The sequence below is a fragment of the Winogradskyella marincola genome (genome assembly GCF_029624125.1).
GTDB classification, from domain to species: Bacteria; Bacteroidota; Bacteroidia; order Flavobacteriales; family Flavobacteriaceae; genus Winogradskyella; species Winogradskyella marincola.
The window spans coordinates 49,842-67,914 of sequence record NZ_JARSBN010000004.1 but is presented as its reverse complement, the minus strand read 5'-3'; the positions used below and the strand labels follow the sequence as shown (position 1 = coordinate 67,914).

Below are 18,073 nucleotides of genomic sequence, written 5' to 3'. Positions count from 1 at the left end.
ATAAACTTCATTAGCAAACCAATAGCTAATTTTAGCACGGTTGTTGATGAAGTTTATTGTTTAAATATATATGAAGTTAAAACTATTCTTTGCCCTATTTATTGTTGCCTTAACCTCAACTTTTGCACAAACAAAAGTAAGTGGTTACGTTTATGATGTGAACGATGAGCCAATCCCTTTTGCAAATGTAGTTTTTAAAGGTTCTACCGAAGGTACCATTACAAACGAAGATGGACGATTCTATTTAGAGTCTGACGAAATCTGGAATGCTTTAGTGGTTTCTTTTGTTGGTTACGAGGTGTTAGAGTTTCCGCTTTCAAAAAAAGTAAATTACGATTTAAGATTTGTGCTAAAAGAAGAGGCTGAATCTTTAAGAGAAGTTGTAATTGTAAGTGGTAAACAATCAAAGAAAGCTTCAGAAAATCCTGCCATACGTATTCTAAAAAAGATATGGGAACGTAAGAGACAAAACGGTCTTAGCCAGTTTAAACAATACGAATACGACCAATACGAAAAAGTAGAGTTTGATCTTAATACTATAGATAGCGCACTTATAAAGAGTAAGCTTTTTAAAGGTATGGAATTTGTGTTTGAAGAAGTAGACACTTCTTCCGTAACAGGAAAAACGTATTTACCAATTTTCTTAAACGAATCTGTAAAGAAAGTTTATGGAGATAACATTACAAAAGACAAGCGCGAAGACTTAATTGGAAATAAAAATTCTGGTTTTAGTAATAACCAGATTATAATAGATTTTATAGATGATTTATATTCAGATTATAATATCTATGATAATTATTTAAAGTTTTTTGATAAGAGTTTTGTGAGTCCGTTGAGTCGTACAGGGATCCAAACCTATAATTATGTACTTTCAGACAGTGCATATATAGACAACAAATGGTGCTACAATATTATTTACTACCCAAGACGTAAGAATGAATTAACTTTTAAAGGAGACTTTTGGGTTAATGATTCTACCTATGCAATTAAAGAAATTAATCTTCAGGCATCTAAAAGTGCCAATATCAACTGGGTAAAAGAAATCTATATAGAACAAGAATTTGAAGTTTTAAATGATTCGGTTTTTCTTATAAAACGTGATTATTTTCTTTCGGATTTTGCATTAAATAAAAAAGAAAAATCACGAGGAGTTTATGGTAAGCGAACAACACTGTACGATAATTATAAATTCAATCAGCCTAAGGAAGAAAAGTTCTATGATAAGGTAGTGTACAACTACGATGCAGATATATATAATAGAGAAGAGGATTTTTGGGAAAAGAATAGGTTAGAAGCTTTAAATAAAGATGAAAAAGGTGTCTACAAAATGCTAGACACTCTAAAAACGGTTAAGAAATTTAAGCGTCTTTATAACTTAGGAAGCATATTGGCTTCTGGATATGTAGAGTTTCCAAGTATAAATTTTGACTATGGTCCAATTTTTTCAACATTCGGTTTTAACGAGGTTGAAGGTATGCGACTAAGAACAGGAGGAAGAACTTATTTTGGTCCAAACGATTTATGGAGGCTCGAAGGGTTTTTAGCTTATGGCTTTAGAGACGATAAGTTTAAATATGGTATTTCTGGAAAATGGCTTTTAGATAAGCGCAGTCGTTTAACTGTTTTTGGAGGTAACCGAAGAGATATAGAACAGATTGGTGCAAGTCTAACGAGTTCTACAGATGTTTTGGGTAGAAGTTTAGCCTCTAATGCGGTTTTTACAGCAGGTTCAAATGATAAATTAACCAACATTAATTTAACCAATTTAGGCTTTTCAATAGAGCCAATGCGGAATTTTGAAGTGCGTCTAGATGGAAGTTTTAGAACCTTAAGTTCAGCATCGCCAACCTTTAGTTTAGATTATAATGATCTAGAATCTTCAACAGGAATTTCTTCAGAAATCAAACAGTTTGAAAGCAGGTTAGCGTTGTCCTATTTTCCAAAGCGTGAAATGACAGGTTTTGGAGTAGAACGCAAAGAGAAGAATGATAATTTTGCAAGACTTTTTGCTCAGGTTACACGTGGAGATCGCAATTGGTTTGACAGTGATTTTGATTATACCAAAGTACAGTTCTCGTATATACAGCCATGGCAAGTAGGAGGTTTTGGGCGTTTGGTAACATCAATAGAAGCTGGTAAAACATTTGGGGAAGTGCCTTTAGGATTGCTTAGCGTAGTGCCTGGTAACCAAACGTATTTCTCAATATACAATACATTCTCGCAGTTAGATTTCTATGAGTTTGTAACAGATACTTATACTTCTGTTCATTTTGAACATAATTTCAATGGTCGTTTATTTTCTCGTATTCCATTCTTAAAGAAATATAATCTTAGAGCAATTGTTGGTCTAAGAGGTGTTTGGGGAGAATTATCTGATGAAAATATAGCTTTAAGCACTACAGGAAATCCAGTAGAATTTCCACTACTAGCTCCAGATACACGTATGTATTATGAGTACAGTTTTGGTGTGGCTAATATTTTCAAAATCCTAAGAATAGACTTTAATTTTAGAGGAAACTATTTAGATAATCCAGATGCCAGACGTTTTGGTGTTACAGGTAGTTTTGGCTTTTATTTCTAAAAGGCAATACAATAATTTAATTTAGGTTATATTTTCGTTATTAATCTTCAATTGTATTGGCACAACATCAACAAACTCTTATATTTGCAGCCGTTTTAAATGTAATAGAAAATGACAGATACAACCAAGTTAACTTTCGATGTTTTAATAGAGATTCCAAAAGGAAGCCGTAATAAATATGAATATGATTTTGAATTAAAAAAAATCAGATTCGACAGAATGCTTTTTTCATCAATGATGTATCCTGGTGACTATGGTTTTGTGCCAGAGACATTAGCGTTAGATAGCGATCCATTAGATGTTTTAGTTTTAGGAACAGAGCCAACATATCCAATGGTAGTAATGGAGGTAAGACCTATAGGTGTGTTCCATATGACAGATGAAAAAGGTCCGGATGAAAAAATTATATGTGTACCAGTTTCTGATCCTATTTGGAACAATAACCACGATATAAGTGACTTAAATCCTCATAGATTAAAAGAAATAGAACATTTCTTCCAGGTATACAAAGATTTAGAAGAAAAGAAAGTAGATGTAGGTGGATGGGGAAATGCTGAGGAAGCAAGAAAAATCTACAACGAATGCGTTAAGAGATATAATGAAAGCGAACATAAAGAAAAGCGCACCTTCTCAATATAAATAATTGTATTTATTAATATAATTTCTGTTAAAAAAGCAATATCATGTATTTGATATTGCTTTTTTCGTAAAATTTATTTGATTTTATTACATTAGCCATGCTAAAAACAAATCAAATTAATTATATGGAACAATACATTTTATATGTGCCAGCATTATTGGCAATTATTGGTTTAATCTTCATGGGTGCTAAATACGCATGGGTAAAAAAACAAGACTCTGGTAACGAACGTATGCAAGAACTTTCTGCAAGTATAAAAGAAGGTGCACTTGCGTTTTTAAGTGCTGAATACCGACTCTTGCTCATTTTTGTAATTATAGCCAGTATTTTGTTGGGTGTTGTAGCTTATGTAGTACCATCTACAGAATATATTATCATATTAGCATTTATAGTTGGTGCTATTTTTAGTGCTTTTGCAGGTAATATAGGTATGAGAATAGCTACAGATGCTAACGCGCGTACAACACAAGCTGCAAGAACAAGTTTGCCTAAAGCCTTAAAAGTGTCTTTTGGTGGAGGTACAGTAATGGGTATGGGTGTAGCAAGTTTGGCAGTACTAGGATTAAGCTTATTCTTTATATTATTCCTTAATATGTACATGTCTGGCGAAGGTTCTTTTTATGATAACATGACAGTGGTATTAGAAGCTTTAGCTGGTTTTTCTTTAGGTGCTGAGTCTATTGCGTTGTTTGCACGTGTAGGAGGTGGTATTTATACCAAAGCAGCAGATGTTGGAGCGGATTTAGTTGGTAAGGTAGAAGCAGGAATTCCTGAGGATGATCCTCGTAATCCAGCTACTATTGCAGATAACGTAGGAGATAATGTTGGAGATGTAGCAGGTATGGGAGCCGATTTGTTTGGTTCTTATGTAGCAACAGTATTAGCATCAATGGTGTTAGGTAACTACGTGCTACGAGATATGAGAGAAGCAGGCCAAGTTACAGAAGCTTTTGATGGTATGGGTCCAATTCTTTTACCATTGGTTATTGCAGGTGTAGGTATTATAGCTTCAATCATAGGAACATTAGTGGTAGGTATTAAAAATAATGAAGCAAAAGAAGCTCAGGTACAAAAAGCTTTAGATACAGGAAATTGGATAGCAATTGTTATTACACTTGTGGCAAGTTGGTTTTTAATAGACTGGATGTTACCTGAAACTATGTCAATGAATTTTTTCGGTGAAGGTGCTAAAGAAATCTCATCAATGAATGTGTTTTGGAGTGCATTAATCGGTTTGGCTGTTGGTGGATTAATTTCATGGGTTACAGCCTACTACACAAGTATGGGTAAGGCTCCTGTAAATGATATTGTAAATAACTCAGGTACAGGTGCTGCAACAAATATTATAGCAGGTCTTGCTGTAGGTATGATTTCAACAGCAGGTTCGGTATTGCTTTTTGCTGCTGCAATTTGGGCTTCATATGCTTTTGCAGGTTTTTATGGTGTTGCAATCGCAGCTAGTGCTATGATGGCAACTACAGCTATGCAATTAGCAATAGATGCTTTTGGACCTATAGCGGATAATGCAGGTGGTGTTGCTGAGATGGCTGAATTGCCAGAAGAAGTTAGAGAACGTACAGATATTTTAGATTCAGTTGGTAATACCACTGCAGCTGTTGGTAAAGGTTTTGCAATTGCATCTGCAGCTTTAACAGCTTTAGCGTTATTTGCCGCTTTTGTAACCTTTACAGGTATAGATGGTATCAATATTTTTAAGGCGCCAGTTTTAGCAGCCTTATTTGTTGGTGGTATGATTCCTGTAGTATTTTCTGCTTTAGCTATGAAATCCGTAGGAAAAGCAGCTATGGCAATGGTAATGGAAGTTCGTCGTCAGTTCAAAGAAATTCCTGGAATTATGGAAGGTACTGGTAAGCCAGAATACGACAAGTGTGTGGCTATTTCTACACAAGCTTCATTAAAAGAGATGTTATTACCAGGATTAATCACTATTGTAACTCCTTTACTAATTGGTTTGGGTACAGCCATGATAAGTGGTAACTATACATTGGGTGCAGAAGTTTTAGGTGGTTATATGGCAGGTGTTTGTGTAAGCGGTGTTATGTGGGCAATTTTTCAAAATAACGCAGGAGGAGCTTGGGACAATGCTAAAAAGTCTTTTGAAGCAGGAGCTATGGTAAATGGTAAAATAGAAAAGAAAGGTTCTGAAGCTCATAAAGCAGCAGTAACTGGTGATACAGTTGGTGATCCTTTCAAAGATACGTCTGGTCCATCGATGAATATCTTAATTAAATTAACTTGTTTAGTTGGTTTAGTAATAGCACCAATATTAGGAGGTCATTCTTCTGAAGAAGGTTTAGCAATGAATACTACAGTAGCTGAGGTTAACTTTTCTGAAAACGAAAATTCAGTTGAAAAACGAGTTGAAGTTAAGATGACTAAAAATGAAGATGGAACTACTAAAGCTAACGTGGTAACTACAACAGTAACTAATGGTGGTGAAGAAGTTGTTGAAGAAAAGGTTTTTGAAGGAACTGAAGAAGAAGTGAAAGCTCAGTTAGATAAAATGAATGAGACTTCTGAAGAGGTTGAAGTAAAGATCTAAAAAGTTATAAAAGAAGTAAAAGAAGAGGTTGAAACTAAATAGGGTTTAACTCTTATAAATTGAAATAAAAAACCACGCTCATAAGCGTGGTTTTTTTATTAACTATAAATTCTTTTAGTTAAGACTTTGTTTTAGGCTTATCTCTGTTCATTTCAGTAATATCAATACTTGTAGCTTCTACACCTAAAAAGTGTTTGCTAAAGTGATCTGCTCTTAGCCAAAAAGAGTATTCTGTCATGTTACCAAAGCCGTGTCTTTGACCTGGCATTAGCATAAAATCAAAACGTTTGTTGGCTTTTATCAATGCATTAGCCATTCTTATAGTACCTCCAGGATGTACGTTGTTATCTACATCTCCTGTAATAAGCATTAAATGACCTTTTAGATTTCCGGCTAATGATTGGTTATTATCAATCATATACTTGTATTTTACATTACCGTTTTCATCAATTTCTTCTTGTACACCATGATGTGTTTCGCTCCACCAGCTATTATAGATGGCATTATCGTGATTTCCTGCGGAAGATACTGCTGCTTTAAAAAAGTCTGGATAAACCAAAATAGCAGCTGTTGACATAAATCCACCACCAGAATGACCATAAATACCAACTTTATTAATATCTATATATTCGTATTTGTCTGCTAACTGTTCGGCAACGTGTCTTTTGTCTGCTAAACCGTAGTCTCTTAGATTGCCGTAACCATAATTATGATACCATTTAGAACGGTCTGGATGTCCGCCACGATTACCCATAGTTACTACTATAAAACCAACTTGAGCCATTCTATCTAATCTATCCATACGAACAGAGAAAGACTTGTTTACAGCTTCAGTTTGAGGTCCAGGATATACATATTCTAATAATGGATATTTTTTAGTAGAATCCATGTCAAATGGTCTGTAAATTACACCATAGATGTCTGTAATACCATCATCAGCTTTCATTTTAAAAGGCTCAGGGAATTTGTAACCAGTAGCCATTAATTGCGATAAATCAGCTTCTTCTAACTCCATTACTACGTTGCCGTTACTATTTCGTAATTCAGATTTAGGAACCGTATTTACTCTAGAGTAGTTACTAACGAAAAAGCCGTTAGAATCACTCATGCTCGTATTTGTGTTAAAATCTCCTGGATTTAGAGCTTTTAAACCGCTTCCGTTTAAATTTATCTTATACAAATGCTCGTAGTAAGGGTCTTGATCTTTAGGAATGCCATGAGCTGTAAAGTAAAGCGTTCTAGATTTTTCATCAACACCTATAGCTCTTTCTACGTGATAAGAACCTTTGGTAACTTGGTTTTTTAAGTTTCCTTGTGTGTCATATAAATAATAATGTGCCCAACCAGAGCGTTCTGCCCAATGCAACATTTCAGATTCATTATTTAATAAGACTAGAGGGCGAGATTCTATATAGGTGTTAAATCGTTCTTCAATGAGAACTTTTGTCTCACCTGTATTGATATCAGCAACACAGATGTCTAGTTTTTTTCGATCTCTACTTATCGTGTTGTAGTATATTTTACCTTTTTTAGATAATAATAGAGAAGGTGTGAAATCATCATCATAGCTGGATTTTTTTATAGGTTCTCTATATATTTGCACACTTTGCTGTTTTACAGTATCTAATTGTACTTCTATATTGCTTTTAGAAGGTATATCAAAAACATAAAGTTGGGTTTTGTAAAACTCATCTTCACCTGGCATATGGTATTTGTATGTCTCTAGTGTTGGTCGCTTGCTAGCTGTACTATTTATAACCCAAAGTTCATTGATATGTCTGGAATCTGTTCTTTGAAATACAAATTTTTTAGAATCGTGAGACCATATACCAAAGATGCGCTGGCGCTTGTCTTTGTTTTTTTTCATAGACTCATTGGTTTCTCCACGACCACTAGATCCACCAAAGGAATAGTACAGTTCACCATCAGTTGTCCATTGGTTCTCTACAATTGTTGTGTCTTTTTCGTTTTCAACAGCTTTTAGGAAGTTTTCCTTGTCCATCCAATAAAGATTGTAGTTTTTAGAAAATAAAACAACCGAGCTGTCTGGAGCAATATTTGCCCATTTTCTCCAATCTTCTTTTTCCTTTTTCTTGTTGTCCAAAAGAGTTAAGGAATTACTGCCTAGTGTGTATTCAAAATGATAAACTTTATTTACCATTTTAGGTTTCCCCTTTTTCTTTTTCTTGGTTTCAGTTGAATCTGTTTGCTTCTCAGTTTCTTCTTCAGAATTGTCTTTTTCTTCTTCAACTTTTTCGGTAGAAGTCACGTAAAACTGAATAGCTGTTTCATTTTTTACAAACTTAAAGTCAAAGCGAGGTAAGTGTTGAGCATCATAAGGGTCTTTGGTTATTTCTGTTAACCATTGAGCCATTTTTTCATTGTCAAAAAGTTCTTTTTTGCTTCGCTTATCAGCATCGACAATATAGTATTTTGAACCACTCGTGGTTTTGTATTGATACCAAAAACGATTACCATTTTTTAGCCAATGAGGTCTTACTGAAGTAGAGTGGACTAATTTGCCTAGATTGGTTGGCGAGTATTTTGCTGCTGCCCTGTAATTGGGTTTAGGAGTTAAGTTGTTTGCGTCCTGAGCAATGCAAAAATTGAATAATAACCCAAGTGTTAGGGTTAGTGCTAATTTTTTCATTTAAAAGGTTAGTTTGAATTAGAATGTCACTAAAATACTAAAACTACTGCCTTAAGCTCGTTATTTAACGTGTTAGGAGCTGATTTAAAGAAATATTTAACAGTTATGTCTTTTCCCTAAGAGCTAATTAATTCTATTGTTTATTGCAAATATTTAAGTCAAAATGCTTTAAAAATCTTAATAGGTTGACAAAGTTTGTGTTGTTTAATTGGTTAACATTCTGGTAATTATTTTATGTTATTTAGTTTACTTTATTGTAATATGGAGGTAACAAGCAGGTTGGAGTAACATCTTAATTTTATCAAAATCAATTAATCCAACCAAATGAAAAAAATGACTACTCTTTTGGCCGTTTTATTTTCGGTCACAGCTTTTTCACAAGCTAACATTCAAATTACAGAAATATTTTCTGGACAATCAGGAACAGATTTAACTGCAGACTGGTTTGAAATACATAATACAGGAGACACGGCTTGGGTGTCTGGCGTGGATGCCGATTTGTATTACGATGATGAGTCTGCCGACGCAACAACGGCAGATCTTATTCAAGGCATTATAGACTTGCAACCAGACGAACGTGCTATTGTTTTAGTTACAGATAACATGGCAGGCGAGGTTAATACTTTTATCTCTGTTTGGGGAGAAGTGGTAGATCTTACTGATGTTGAAGTAGGTTACACAGATGGTGCTGGCTTAGGTGGTGGAGGAGATACTGTAGTTGTATGGTTAGGAGACCCTCTCACTACAGGAACTATCATTGATACCGAATCTTATCCAGATACAGCTTCAAATGATGGACAATCTTACGATGTAGAATTGACGGCTTTCAGTGTTTCAGGAAATATAAGTAATGCTACTACAACACTTGCCCTTGGAGGAAGCGCTAATGATGTGCCAAATATAGCTTCTCCGGCTAATGTACAACCATTACCGCCAACGTTGGTGATTACCGAAATTTTTTCGGGTCAAGAAGGTGATGACTTAACAGCAGATTGGTTCGAGATTTATAATTCAGGATCTATTCCTTGGGTTTCTGGAGTTAATGATAATTTGTATTACGACGATGACTCAGCAGATGGAACTGCAGCAGATCTTATTCAAGGCATTACAGATATTCAGCCAGGTGAGCGTGTTATCGTTTTAATAACAGACAATACTGGTGGTGAAGTTGCTAGCTTTTCAACGGTTTGGGGAGAAGTTGTGAATTTAACAGGTATTGAAATTGGTTACACTGATGGATCTGGCCTAGGAGGTGGAGGTGATGCTGTAACGTTGTGGTTAGGAGACCCTTTAACCACTTCACCAATAGCTTCAGGAGCTTATCCTGATACAGCTTCTAATGATGGACAATCTTATGATGTAGAACTTAATGAATTTAGTACCGTTGGTAATGCAAGTTATGCTGTGCAAACTAATGCTTTAGGTGGAAGTGCTAGCGATGTACCAAATATAGCTTCGCCAGGAAATGTAATTCCTGCTGTTCCTGTATTAGAAATAACAGAAATTTTTTCTGGTCAGGAAGGAGATGATTTAACGGCAGATTGGTTTGAAATCTACAATTCTGGTATCGCAGCTTGGACGTCTGGAGTAGATGCAGATTTATATTATGATGATGATTCAGCAGATGGTACTGCTGCGGATCTTATTCAAAATATTACAGATATTCAACCAGGAGAGCGCGTTATCGTTTTAATCACGGATAATACTGGTGGTGAGGTTGCTAATTTTTCAACAGTTTGGGGAGACGTTGTAGATTTAACAGGTGTTGAAATTGGTTACACTGATGGCTCAGGTCTTGGCGGAGGAGGAGATGCTGTAACGTTGTGGATGGGAGATCCATTAACTACAATGCCAGTAGCTTCAGGTTCGTATCCAGATACAGCTTCAAACGACGGACAATCTTACGACTTAGAACTTTCTGAATTTAGTATAGTTGGCAATGCAAGTTTTGCAGTAGAAACGATGGCTTTAGGTGGAAGCGCAAGTGATGTTCCAAATATTGCTTCGCCAGGTAATGTGCCACCTGCAGCGCCAAATTTAGTGATTACAGAAATTTTCTCGGGTCAGGAAGGCGATGATTTAACAGCAGACTGGTTTGAGATTTATAATACAGGTACTGTTGCTTGGACGTCTGGTATAAATGACGATTTGTACTACGATGACGATTCGGCTGATGCTAGTGCTGCAGACCTTATTCAAGGTGTTTCGGTTATTCCACCAGGTGGATATGCTATTGTATTAATTACGGACAATACTGGTGGAGAGGTTGATACTTTTATTACCGTTTGGAGTGAAGTTTTAGACCTTACAGGTGTTGAAGTGGGTTATACTGATGGTGCTGGCCTTGGTGGAGGAGGTGATGCGGTTAACTTATGGTTAGGAGACCCAACATTGTCTATGCCAATAGATACGGCTTCTTATCCAGATACAGCTTCAAACGATGGTCAAACTTACGATGTACAGCTCAATGCGTTTAGTACAGTTGGAAACGCCAACAATGCTGTAGCAACAAACGCTTTAGGTGGAGATTTAATGGATGTTCCTAATATTGGTTCGCCAGGAAATGCTTCAGCAACAGGAACGTCTATACAAGTTGAATTTACAGAAGTTTACGATTCTGTTATGGAAAATGATGGTAGCATTACTTTAACGGTTTCAATTTCTGAAGCACCAACAGCAGATGTTACTGTAGATGTTGATGTAATGGTTGGTGGCACAGCAGTTGAAGGTGCCGATTTTACCTTAGCTTCTGCACAAACTTTAACTTTCCTTTCAGGAAGTACAGATAACCAAACTATAACAATTCCTATTTTAGATAATACTGAAGATGGAAGCGATTTATACTTTATGGTAAATCTTCAAAATGCTGTAGGTGCTTCCATAGGAAGTGAATCAGAATTTTCAGTTTATATTTTAGATGATGATACGGTTGTGCCAACCGAAAATACTTCAGTTTTAGATGCTAATTATTTAACAAGCTATTTGGTTGATGCAAGTGGTACAGCAGAAATTACAGCTTACGACCCAACGTCTCAGCGTTTGTTTGTAACTAACAGTTCTAGTATCGAAGTTCTGGATTTTTCAGACCCAAGTAATATTTCTTCAATTTCATCTATAAGCTTACCACCAAATACAAGTGGAGTGCAAAGTGTAGCGGTTAGTAATGGTATATTGGCTGCGGCAATTTCGGCAAATCCTACAACAGATTCTGGTTTTGTAATGTTTGCAGATACAGATGGTAACAATCAAGTTATTGTTACAGTTGGTGCTTTGCCAGATATGATTACGTTTACACCGGACGGCACAAAATTACTTTCTGCCAATGAAGGTGAGCCAAATGGTGACTATTCAATAGATCCAGAAGGAAGTGTTTCAATTATTGATGTTACAGGTGGTTTAGCTGGTATAGACCAAAGTGATGTAACAACGTTAAACTTTAATGCTTTTGATGCTCAATTGGCAACATTATTGGCAGATGGTGTTAGAATTTTTGGACCAGGTGCAACAGTATCTCAAGACTTAGAACCAGAATATATTGCTGTTTCAGATGATAATTTAATGGCATATGTTGCGCTTCAGGAAAACAATGCGTTAGCAACTGTGGATCTAACTACAAATACAATTGTAAGTGTGTCCTCTTTTGGTGTAAAAGACCATAGTCTGGTAAACAATTCCTTAGATACAAGTGATGAAACCGATTTCATCTTTAATGCTTCCTGGCCAATTTATGGTGTGTATATGCCAGATGCCATCGATTATTTTAATATCGGCGGAACAGGTTACATCATCACGGCAAACGAAGGAGATGCTAGAGAGTATAACGGATTTGAAGAAGAGCGTAAGCTAGGTGATGGCGATTATGTTTTAGACCCAACAATTTTTAGCAATGCAGATATACTTGCCATTGACACCAATCTTGGAGATATAGGAATTACAAATGCATCTGGTAATACGGATGGCGATTCTTATTATGAAGAAATTCACGTATTTGGTGGTCGTTCTTTCAGTATTTTTAATGCGAGTACAGGAGATATAGTTTCCGATAGCGGTAATGATTTTGAAGTCATTACAGCAGCACATCCTACTTATGGTGCAATTTTTAATGCAAGTAACAGTAACAACGGATTTAAAAACAGAAGTGATAACAAAGGTCCAGAGCCAGAAGGTGTTTTGGTAAAGGAAATAGATGGTTCTTATTATGCATTTGTGTTGTTAGAGCGTGTAGGAGGAGTTATGATTTACGATGTTACAGTACCAACAGCACCAGTTTTTCTTCAATATCTTAACAATAGAGATGCCGTTGCTGGTGGTTCAGAAGGAGGAGATTTAGGACCAGAAGGCATTGTGTTTGTAGATGAAAGCGATAGTCCTACAGGTACAGCGCTAATCATTGTATCTAACGAAGTAAGTGCAACGTTGTCTATCTATTCTTTAGATAATGTTACTTTAGGTTTAGAAGAACACAACTATAATAATAACTTTAGTATGTTCCCAAATCCTGCAAATACGAAAGTGAATTTTAGTAAAGCAGATGATTACAAACTTTACGACTTTTCTGGTCGTTTGGTAAAACAGGTTAGCAATGCTTCATCAATTAATGTTGAAGGGTTAGCACCAGGAATGTATATGATCAATAATTCAAAAGGCTTATCTAAAAAGTTATTGGTAAAATAAAAACAAGAAATTTTAAGCTTAAGCCTCATCAATTGATGAGGCTTTTTTATTTTTACGTAACAAGATTATTGATGTTTAAGAAAGATCCATTACAAATCATTGCATTTCAGGGTTATGGCACAGATACGCATTTTTATGCGCGTGGCAGAGCATTAGAAGATGAGTCTATTGATCTCGAAAATCAAAATACTTGGCATCTTATTATTAACACCTGGAAACGGTTTGAAACAGATGAAATTAAGAACGTAGGCATCAATATAAAGTTACCTGACGGAAAGATTTTAAAAGGACAAACTGATAGAGATGGTTATTATAAAGTAGAAGCTAATTTAGATGCATTGGCAAAGCTTGCTAATGATGAAGGTTGGTTGCCTTTTGAATTATCTTACAGCGATGTCAATATCAAGAGAACCATTCAAAACAATAATAGGTTTCCTGGCGAAATATTAATACCATCAACCAAAGCTCAATTTGGTGTTGCCAGTGACATAGATGATACTATTTTGCATACAGGAGTGGTAAGCACTTTAAAATGGAAAGTGATTTATAACTCTGTATTTAAGCACGCCAAAAACAGAATCCCTCTAGAAGGTGCTGCGGATTTCTATCATAAATTACACAGAGGTGCATCTGGTAAAAATGCCAATCCAATATTTTATGTAAGCCATAGTCCTTGGAATCTCTATCGCTATCTTGAATTATTTTTAAAGCAAAACAACTTTCCAAAAGGCCCAATTTTATTGAGATCTATGAGTAATTTGCTAAAACGTAAAAAGCAAGATGAAAAGCCTCAAAAACAAAAAGAGATTCTTAATCTGCTAAAAACCTATCCAGATTTACCATTTATACTAATTGGAGATAGTGGCGAGCACGATCCAGATATCTATATGGAAATAGCAGAAGAATTTCCTGATAGAATTTTAGCCATATATCTGCGTAGCGTTAAGCACAAAAAGCGAATGCTTCGTGTAAAAGGGCTTATAGAAAACTATAAAACAACAGAAGTGTTATTGGTAGAAAGTAGCGATCAGGCGACTAAACACGCTAAAAAACACGGATTTATCTCTTAAAATAATCCGTTAATTTCAGCATCAATTTTATTGATGATACCACCTAAATCTTCAGGATTAGCCACAAAGTCTAAATTATCAACGTCTATAATTAGTAAGTTGCCTTTGTTATATTTTGTAATCCAAGCTTCATAACGTTCGTTAAGGCGGCTTAGATAATCAATACTAATCGTGTTCTCATAATCACGACCACGTTTATGAATTTGAGCTACTAAATTAGGAATAGAACTTCTTAGATAAATTAGTAAATCCGGACCTTTTACAAAAGATTCCATCAATTCAAACAACGATGAGTAGTTCTCAAAATCGCGATTGGTCATTAAGCCCATAGCATGCAAGTTAGGAGCAAAAATATGAGCATCTTCATAGATAGTTCTATCTTGAATGATGTCTTTGCCACTATCATGGATTTGATTTACTTGTCTAAATCTGCTGTTTAAGAAATAAACTTGCAGGTTAAAGCTCCAGCGTTCCATCTGGTTGTAAAAATCGTCTAAATAAGGATTGTCTACAACGTCCTCTAATTGCGCCTCCCATTTGTAATGTTTAGCCAATAATTTTGTGAGCGTGGTTTTACCAGCACCTATATTTCCTGCAACAGCAACATGCATAATTTATTCTTGTTTTAGTTGGTAATGACGTAGAATTTTGTCGTGGTAAAGATACAAGGTTTCATTGGTTACCAAAAACTGATTTATTAACAAATTTGGATGTTTTAAAGGTAGTATGTCATCACTGTTTTTAGATAATAAAAAGAGATTGTTCTCCTTTTTTAAAACCAGGTGAGCCTTACTGAATGCTAGACTTTCATAACCAATATTAGGATGCTTCGAAATTAAACTTCCAAAATAATTATAGATATAAAGATACTTTTCTGTAAGCATGTAGCAGTTGTTGTAGTCGCTTTTTAAATCTAAAACTTCAGACTGCACAGGTACTGTTTTCTGCTTTAATTTATTGGTTTTATAGTCGTACAATTCTAATTGTTGTAAATCTTGATTAAAAATCCAAAGCGTATTATCATATCCAGTAGATACAAAACTTACATTCTTATAATTTTGAAGCGTATTAAAGTCTATTTTATAAACCTCTGCCAAACGATTATCTAAGATTACAACAGTATTAAAATCTTTGTAAAAAAGATTTATTTTTAAAGGATTAAAGGTGTTGGCTGTTGTAATTTCTCCAAGCTGGAAGTTGGCGTAAGTAATCGTAGTATCCTTAGCTTTTTTGTTAAAGGTGTTGTTGTCTGTGGCATAATACAACGTGCCAAAAGTGTCTACACCAAAAATGGTTTTAGCTTTTAAAGCTGTAGAATCTTTTAAAACAGCTTTTACCTGGTTTTGCGAATGTGACGCAATACCAATAAATAAAAAAATAAAAATCAATCTTTGCATATTGATGTTGAAATTACAAAAATTGAACCAATGAATATAGCATTCTGAACATGTTTCAGAATCTTTTTGATAATTTAAGTTTGAAAGTTAATTGAGAAGTTGAAATCTATTCAATAAAACAAAAAAGAGAAAAGACTTTAATCTGTGAGTTTATAACCAAATCCTCTAACATTTATAATCTGAATTTTTTCATCCTTTTGAAGTTTTTTACGGAGCTTGGTTATAAAAACATCCATGCTTCTGGCAGAGAAAAAATCGTCCGTTCCCCAAAGTTTATTAAGAATTAAAGAACGATCTAAAACTTGATTTTTGTTTTTTATTAGGTGAAATAATAGATGCGCTTCTCTGTGTGTAAGTTGTGTTGGTTTCTCGTTTTTAAAAGCAAGTTGTTGCTTAGGAAAATCAAAAGTATATGCACCAATCGCTAAACTTTCTGAGGTTTTCTGAACTTTTGTTCGGTTTAGTAAATTATGAATTCGTACTATGAGTTCTTCCATGCTAAATGGTTTCTTCAAATAGTCATTTCCACCAATAGAAAATCCTTCTACCACATCTGCTGTCTGAGATTTTGCTGTTAAAAAAATGATCGGAATAGCATCGTCAATGGCTCTAATATCTTTAGCTAAGGTAAAGCCGTCTTTCTTTGGCATCATAACGTCAAGCACTAATAGATCTGGTTGGTCAGATTGGTATTTTTCAAATGCTTTTTCACCATTATCACAAAGTGTCACTTCAAAATCTCTGGTTTCTAAGCTTTCTTTTATAATTTGTCCTAGAGCCGCCTCATCCTCAGCCAGAAGTAGTTTTATTTTTTCAGCCATTGGGTAATGTAATTTTAAAAGTGGTAAGGTTTTTACTAAGGTTTACATCTATGCTTCCACTATGTTTTTCAATAATAGATTTGGTGTAATATAAGCCAATACCAAATCCTTTAATGTCGTGTGTGTTGCCTTTTGGGACGCGGTAGAATTTTTCAAAAATACGTTCTTTATTGGCTTTAGATAGTGTGTTTCCGTTGTCCGAAATTAGAATTTCAAAGTTTTTTTCCTTCGGAATTAAATCGATAGAAATAATATCTCCTCCATATTTAACGGCATTGTCTAAAATGTTATTTATAGCGTTTTCAAAATGAAAACTATCGACTTTAGTTTCTAAGAGTTCAACTTTAAGACTTGTGTTAAATTCTTTTTCAGGATATTGAATTTTATAACGTCTAGATAGGTCATTTAAAAGCGTTACAACGTCAATGGTTTCTGTATTAAGCTCTAGGTTATTACTGTCTAAGGTTGCTGTTTCTAGTAGTTTTTCAACCATAAGATTTAGTTTTTCTAACTGTTGCGAAGACATGCTTATGTAGTTCTTTGTTTTTTCTTTGTCTTCAATAGCGTTAAAATTGCTAATGCTTTCTAGCGCTACTCCTATGGTAGCAATAGGTGTTTTAAACTCGTGAGTAATATTACTGATGAGGTCGTTTTTTACTTCTGCGAGTTGTTTTTGGTGTTTTATAATTTTTAGAAGATAGAAAAGACTGCATATCACAGCTGCTATTAGTAATGTTGAAATAAGAATACCACCAAGACTTCGTTTTAAAACTAACGCAGTTTCATTGGTAAAGCTAATATCTAATGTGCTTCCTTTTGGTAAGAAGGTAGATTTTGAAGTTGTTTTTAATCTTTTTGATGGATGCTGAATAGAATCTGTTGTATTTTTCTTTCCATTATCGAAATGTAAATCATAATCTAGGAAAAGCTTCTTTCTCAATAATTCTATACCAACCAAACTATCTAGCTCAACCAGGTCTAAACTATCGTTGTTGATGGATACCACAATTTTTGAAGTTAGCATTTCAATTTGATAGGCGTTTGTTAGGGTTTGAGGATTTTTAATGCTATCAAATTTACTTTTAAATTGAAAAGCTTGATTTGCTCCTTTTACTTTTTTTAGACTATCAATTTTAAGGTTAAACTCTTTGAACTCCATGGGCTTAAGTTGTCTATCAATAACCTCAGACATAGAGTCGGCACTAAAACCTCTCATTACTGTAATACCTTCAATTGAATTAACATCAATACTATCTATGTTTTTAAAGCCAAAAGAATCTTCATCGATTTGTTTTAAGAGTTTTTGGATATGACCACCTTCTTTTAATGGATCTTTCTGTTCATCTCCTTCTAAGAAAATTCCAATTGTAGTGCGTTCGGCTAAAGCAGTATAATAATCATCAACAGCTTTGTCTAAACTTACCTGAACATCGTTAATAAGCTGCTGTTTGTTAGATTGATAATTTTTATAGTTCCAAAACAGTTGTATTCCAATCGTAACTGCAATTACAGCAACAATGGTATATAAAATCCATTTATATCTTTTATCGTTCATACTTCAAAAGTAAATGTAAAAAACTAGTTAGCATCAATCGGTTAACACACGTTAACACTAGTTAACGCAAATGCTGAAAATTGATGTTGATATTTGTGGTGTTAGAATTTAGAAATAAAAAA

Annotated in this window: 10 protein-coding genes; 5 read left to right on the top strand and 5 right to left on the bottom strand. The window is 34.7% G+C overall.

What is annotated here, in order from left to right; all coding sequences use genetic code 11:
- Positions 1 to 70: 70 nt before the first annotated feature.
- The 3 genes from P7122_RS08155 (at position 71) to P7122_RS08145 (ending at position 5,784) form a co-directional block, all read left to right on the top strand.
- On the top strand, positions 71 to 2,581 hold the full coding sequence (locus P7122_RS08155) for a DUF5686 and carboxypeptidase-like regulatory domain-containing protein (RefSeq protein WP_278005297.1): 2,511 nt from the start codon (positions 71 to 73) through the stop codon (positions 2,579 to 2,581).
- A gap of 111 nt (positions 2,582 to 2,692) precedes the next feature.
- Positions 2,693 to 3,220 (top strand): inorganic diphosphatase, encoded by a 528-nt coding sequence (locus P7122_RS08150; protein WP_278005296.1) that lies wholly within the window; start codon positions 2,693 to 2,695, stop codon positions 3,218 to 3,220.
- A gap of 125 nt (positions 3,221 to 3,345) precedes the next feature.
- Positions 3,346 to 5,784, top strand: coding sequence for a sodium-translocating pyrophosphatase (locus P7122_RS08145; RefSeq protein ID WP_278005295.1), 2,439 nt, complete (start codon positions 3,346 to 3,348; stop codon positions 5,782 to 5,784).
- A 118-nt stretch (positions 5,785 to 5,902) separates the two neighbouring features.
- Here the strand turns inward: P7122_RS08145 and P7122_RS08140 are convergent, their stop codons facing one another.
- Complete coding sequence (locus P7122_RS08140) at positions 5,903 to 8,434, bottom strand: S9 family peptidase (protein WP_278005294.1); 2,532 nt, start codon at positions 8,432 to 8,434, stop codon at positions 5,903 to 5,905.
- A 324-nt stretch (positions 8,435 to 8,758) separates the two neighbouring features.
- Between P7122_RS08140 and P7122_RS08135 the strand changes: the two genes are divergently transcribed.
- Complete coding sequence (locus P7122_RS08135; protein WP_278005293.1) at positions 8,759 to 13,108, top strand: choice-of-anchor I family protein; 4,350 nt, start codon at positions 8,759 to 8,761, stop codon at positions 13,106 to 13,108.
- Between the two features lie 71 nt (positions 13,109 to 13,179).
- Positions 13,180 to 14,178 (top strand): App1 family protein phosphatidate phosphatase, encoded by a 999-nt coding sequence (locus tag P7122_RS08130; protein ID WP_278005292.1) that lies wholly within the window; start codon positions 13,180 to 13,182, stop codon positions 14,176 to 14,178.
- Here the strand turns inward: P7122_RS08130 and P7122_RS08125 are convergent.
- From P7122_RS08125 to P7122_RS08110, 4 genes are all read right to left on the bottom strand, one after another.
- Positions 14,175 to 14,789 (bottom strand): deoxynucleoside kinase, encoded by a 615-nt coding sequence (locus P7122_RS08125; RefSeq protein WP_278005291.1) that lies wholly within the window; start codon positions 14,787 to 14,789, stop codon positions 14,175 to 14,177. The genes P7122_RS08130 and P7122_RS08125 overlap by 4 nt on opposite strands.
- 3 nt (positions 14,790 to 14,792) lie before the next feature.
- Positions 14,793 to 15,575 carry a hypothetical protein gene (locus P7122_RS08120; protein WP_278005290.1) on the bottom strand — a complete coding sequence of 261 codons (783 nt, stop codon included), beginning with the start codon at positions 15,573 to 15,575 and terminating at the stop codon, positions 14,793 to 14,795.
- A 137-nt stretch (positions 15,576 to 15,712) separates the two neighbouring features.
- On the bottom strand, positions 15,713 to 16,396 hold the full coding sequence (locus P7122_RS08115) for a response regulator transcription factor (RefSeq protein WP_278005289.1): 684 nt from the start codon (positions 16,394 to 16,396) through the stop codon (positions 15,713 to 15,715).
- On the bottom strand, positions 16,389 to 17,951 hold the full coding sequence (locus tag P7122_RS08110; protein WP_278005288.1) for a sensor histidine kinase: 1,563 nt from the start codon (positions 17,949 to 17,951) through the stop codon (positions 16,389 to 16,391). The genes P7122_RS08115 and P7122_RS08110 overlap by 8 nt, the downstream gene beginning before the upstream one ends.
- Between the last annotated feature and the right edge of the window lie 122 nt (positions 17,952 to 18,073).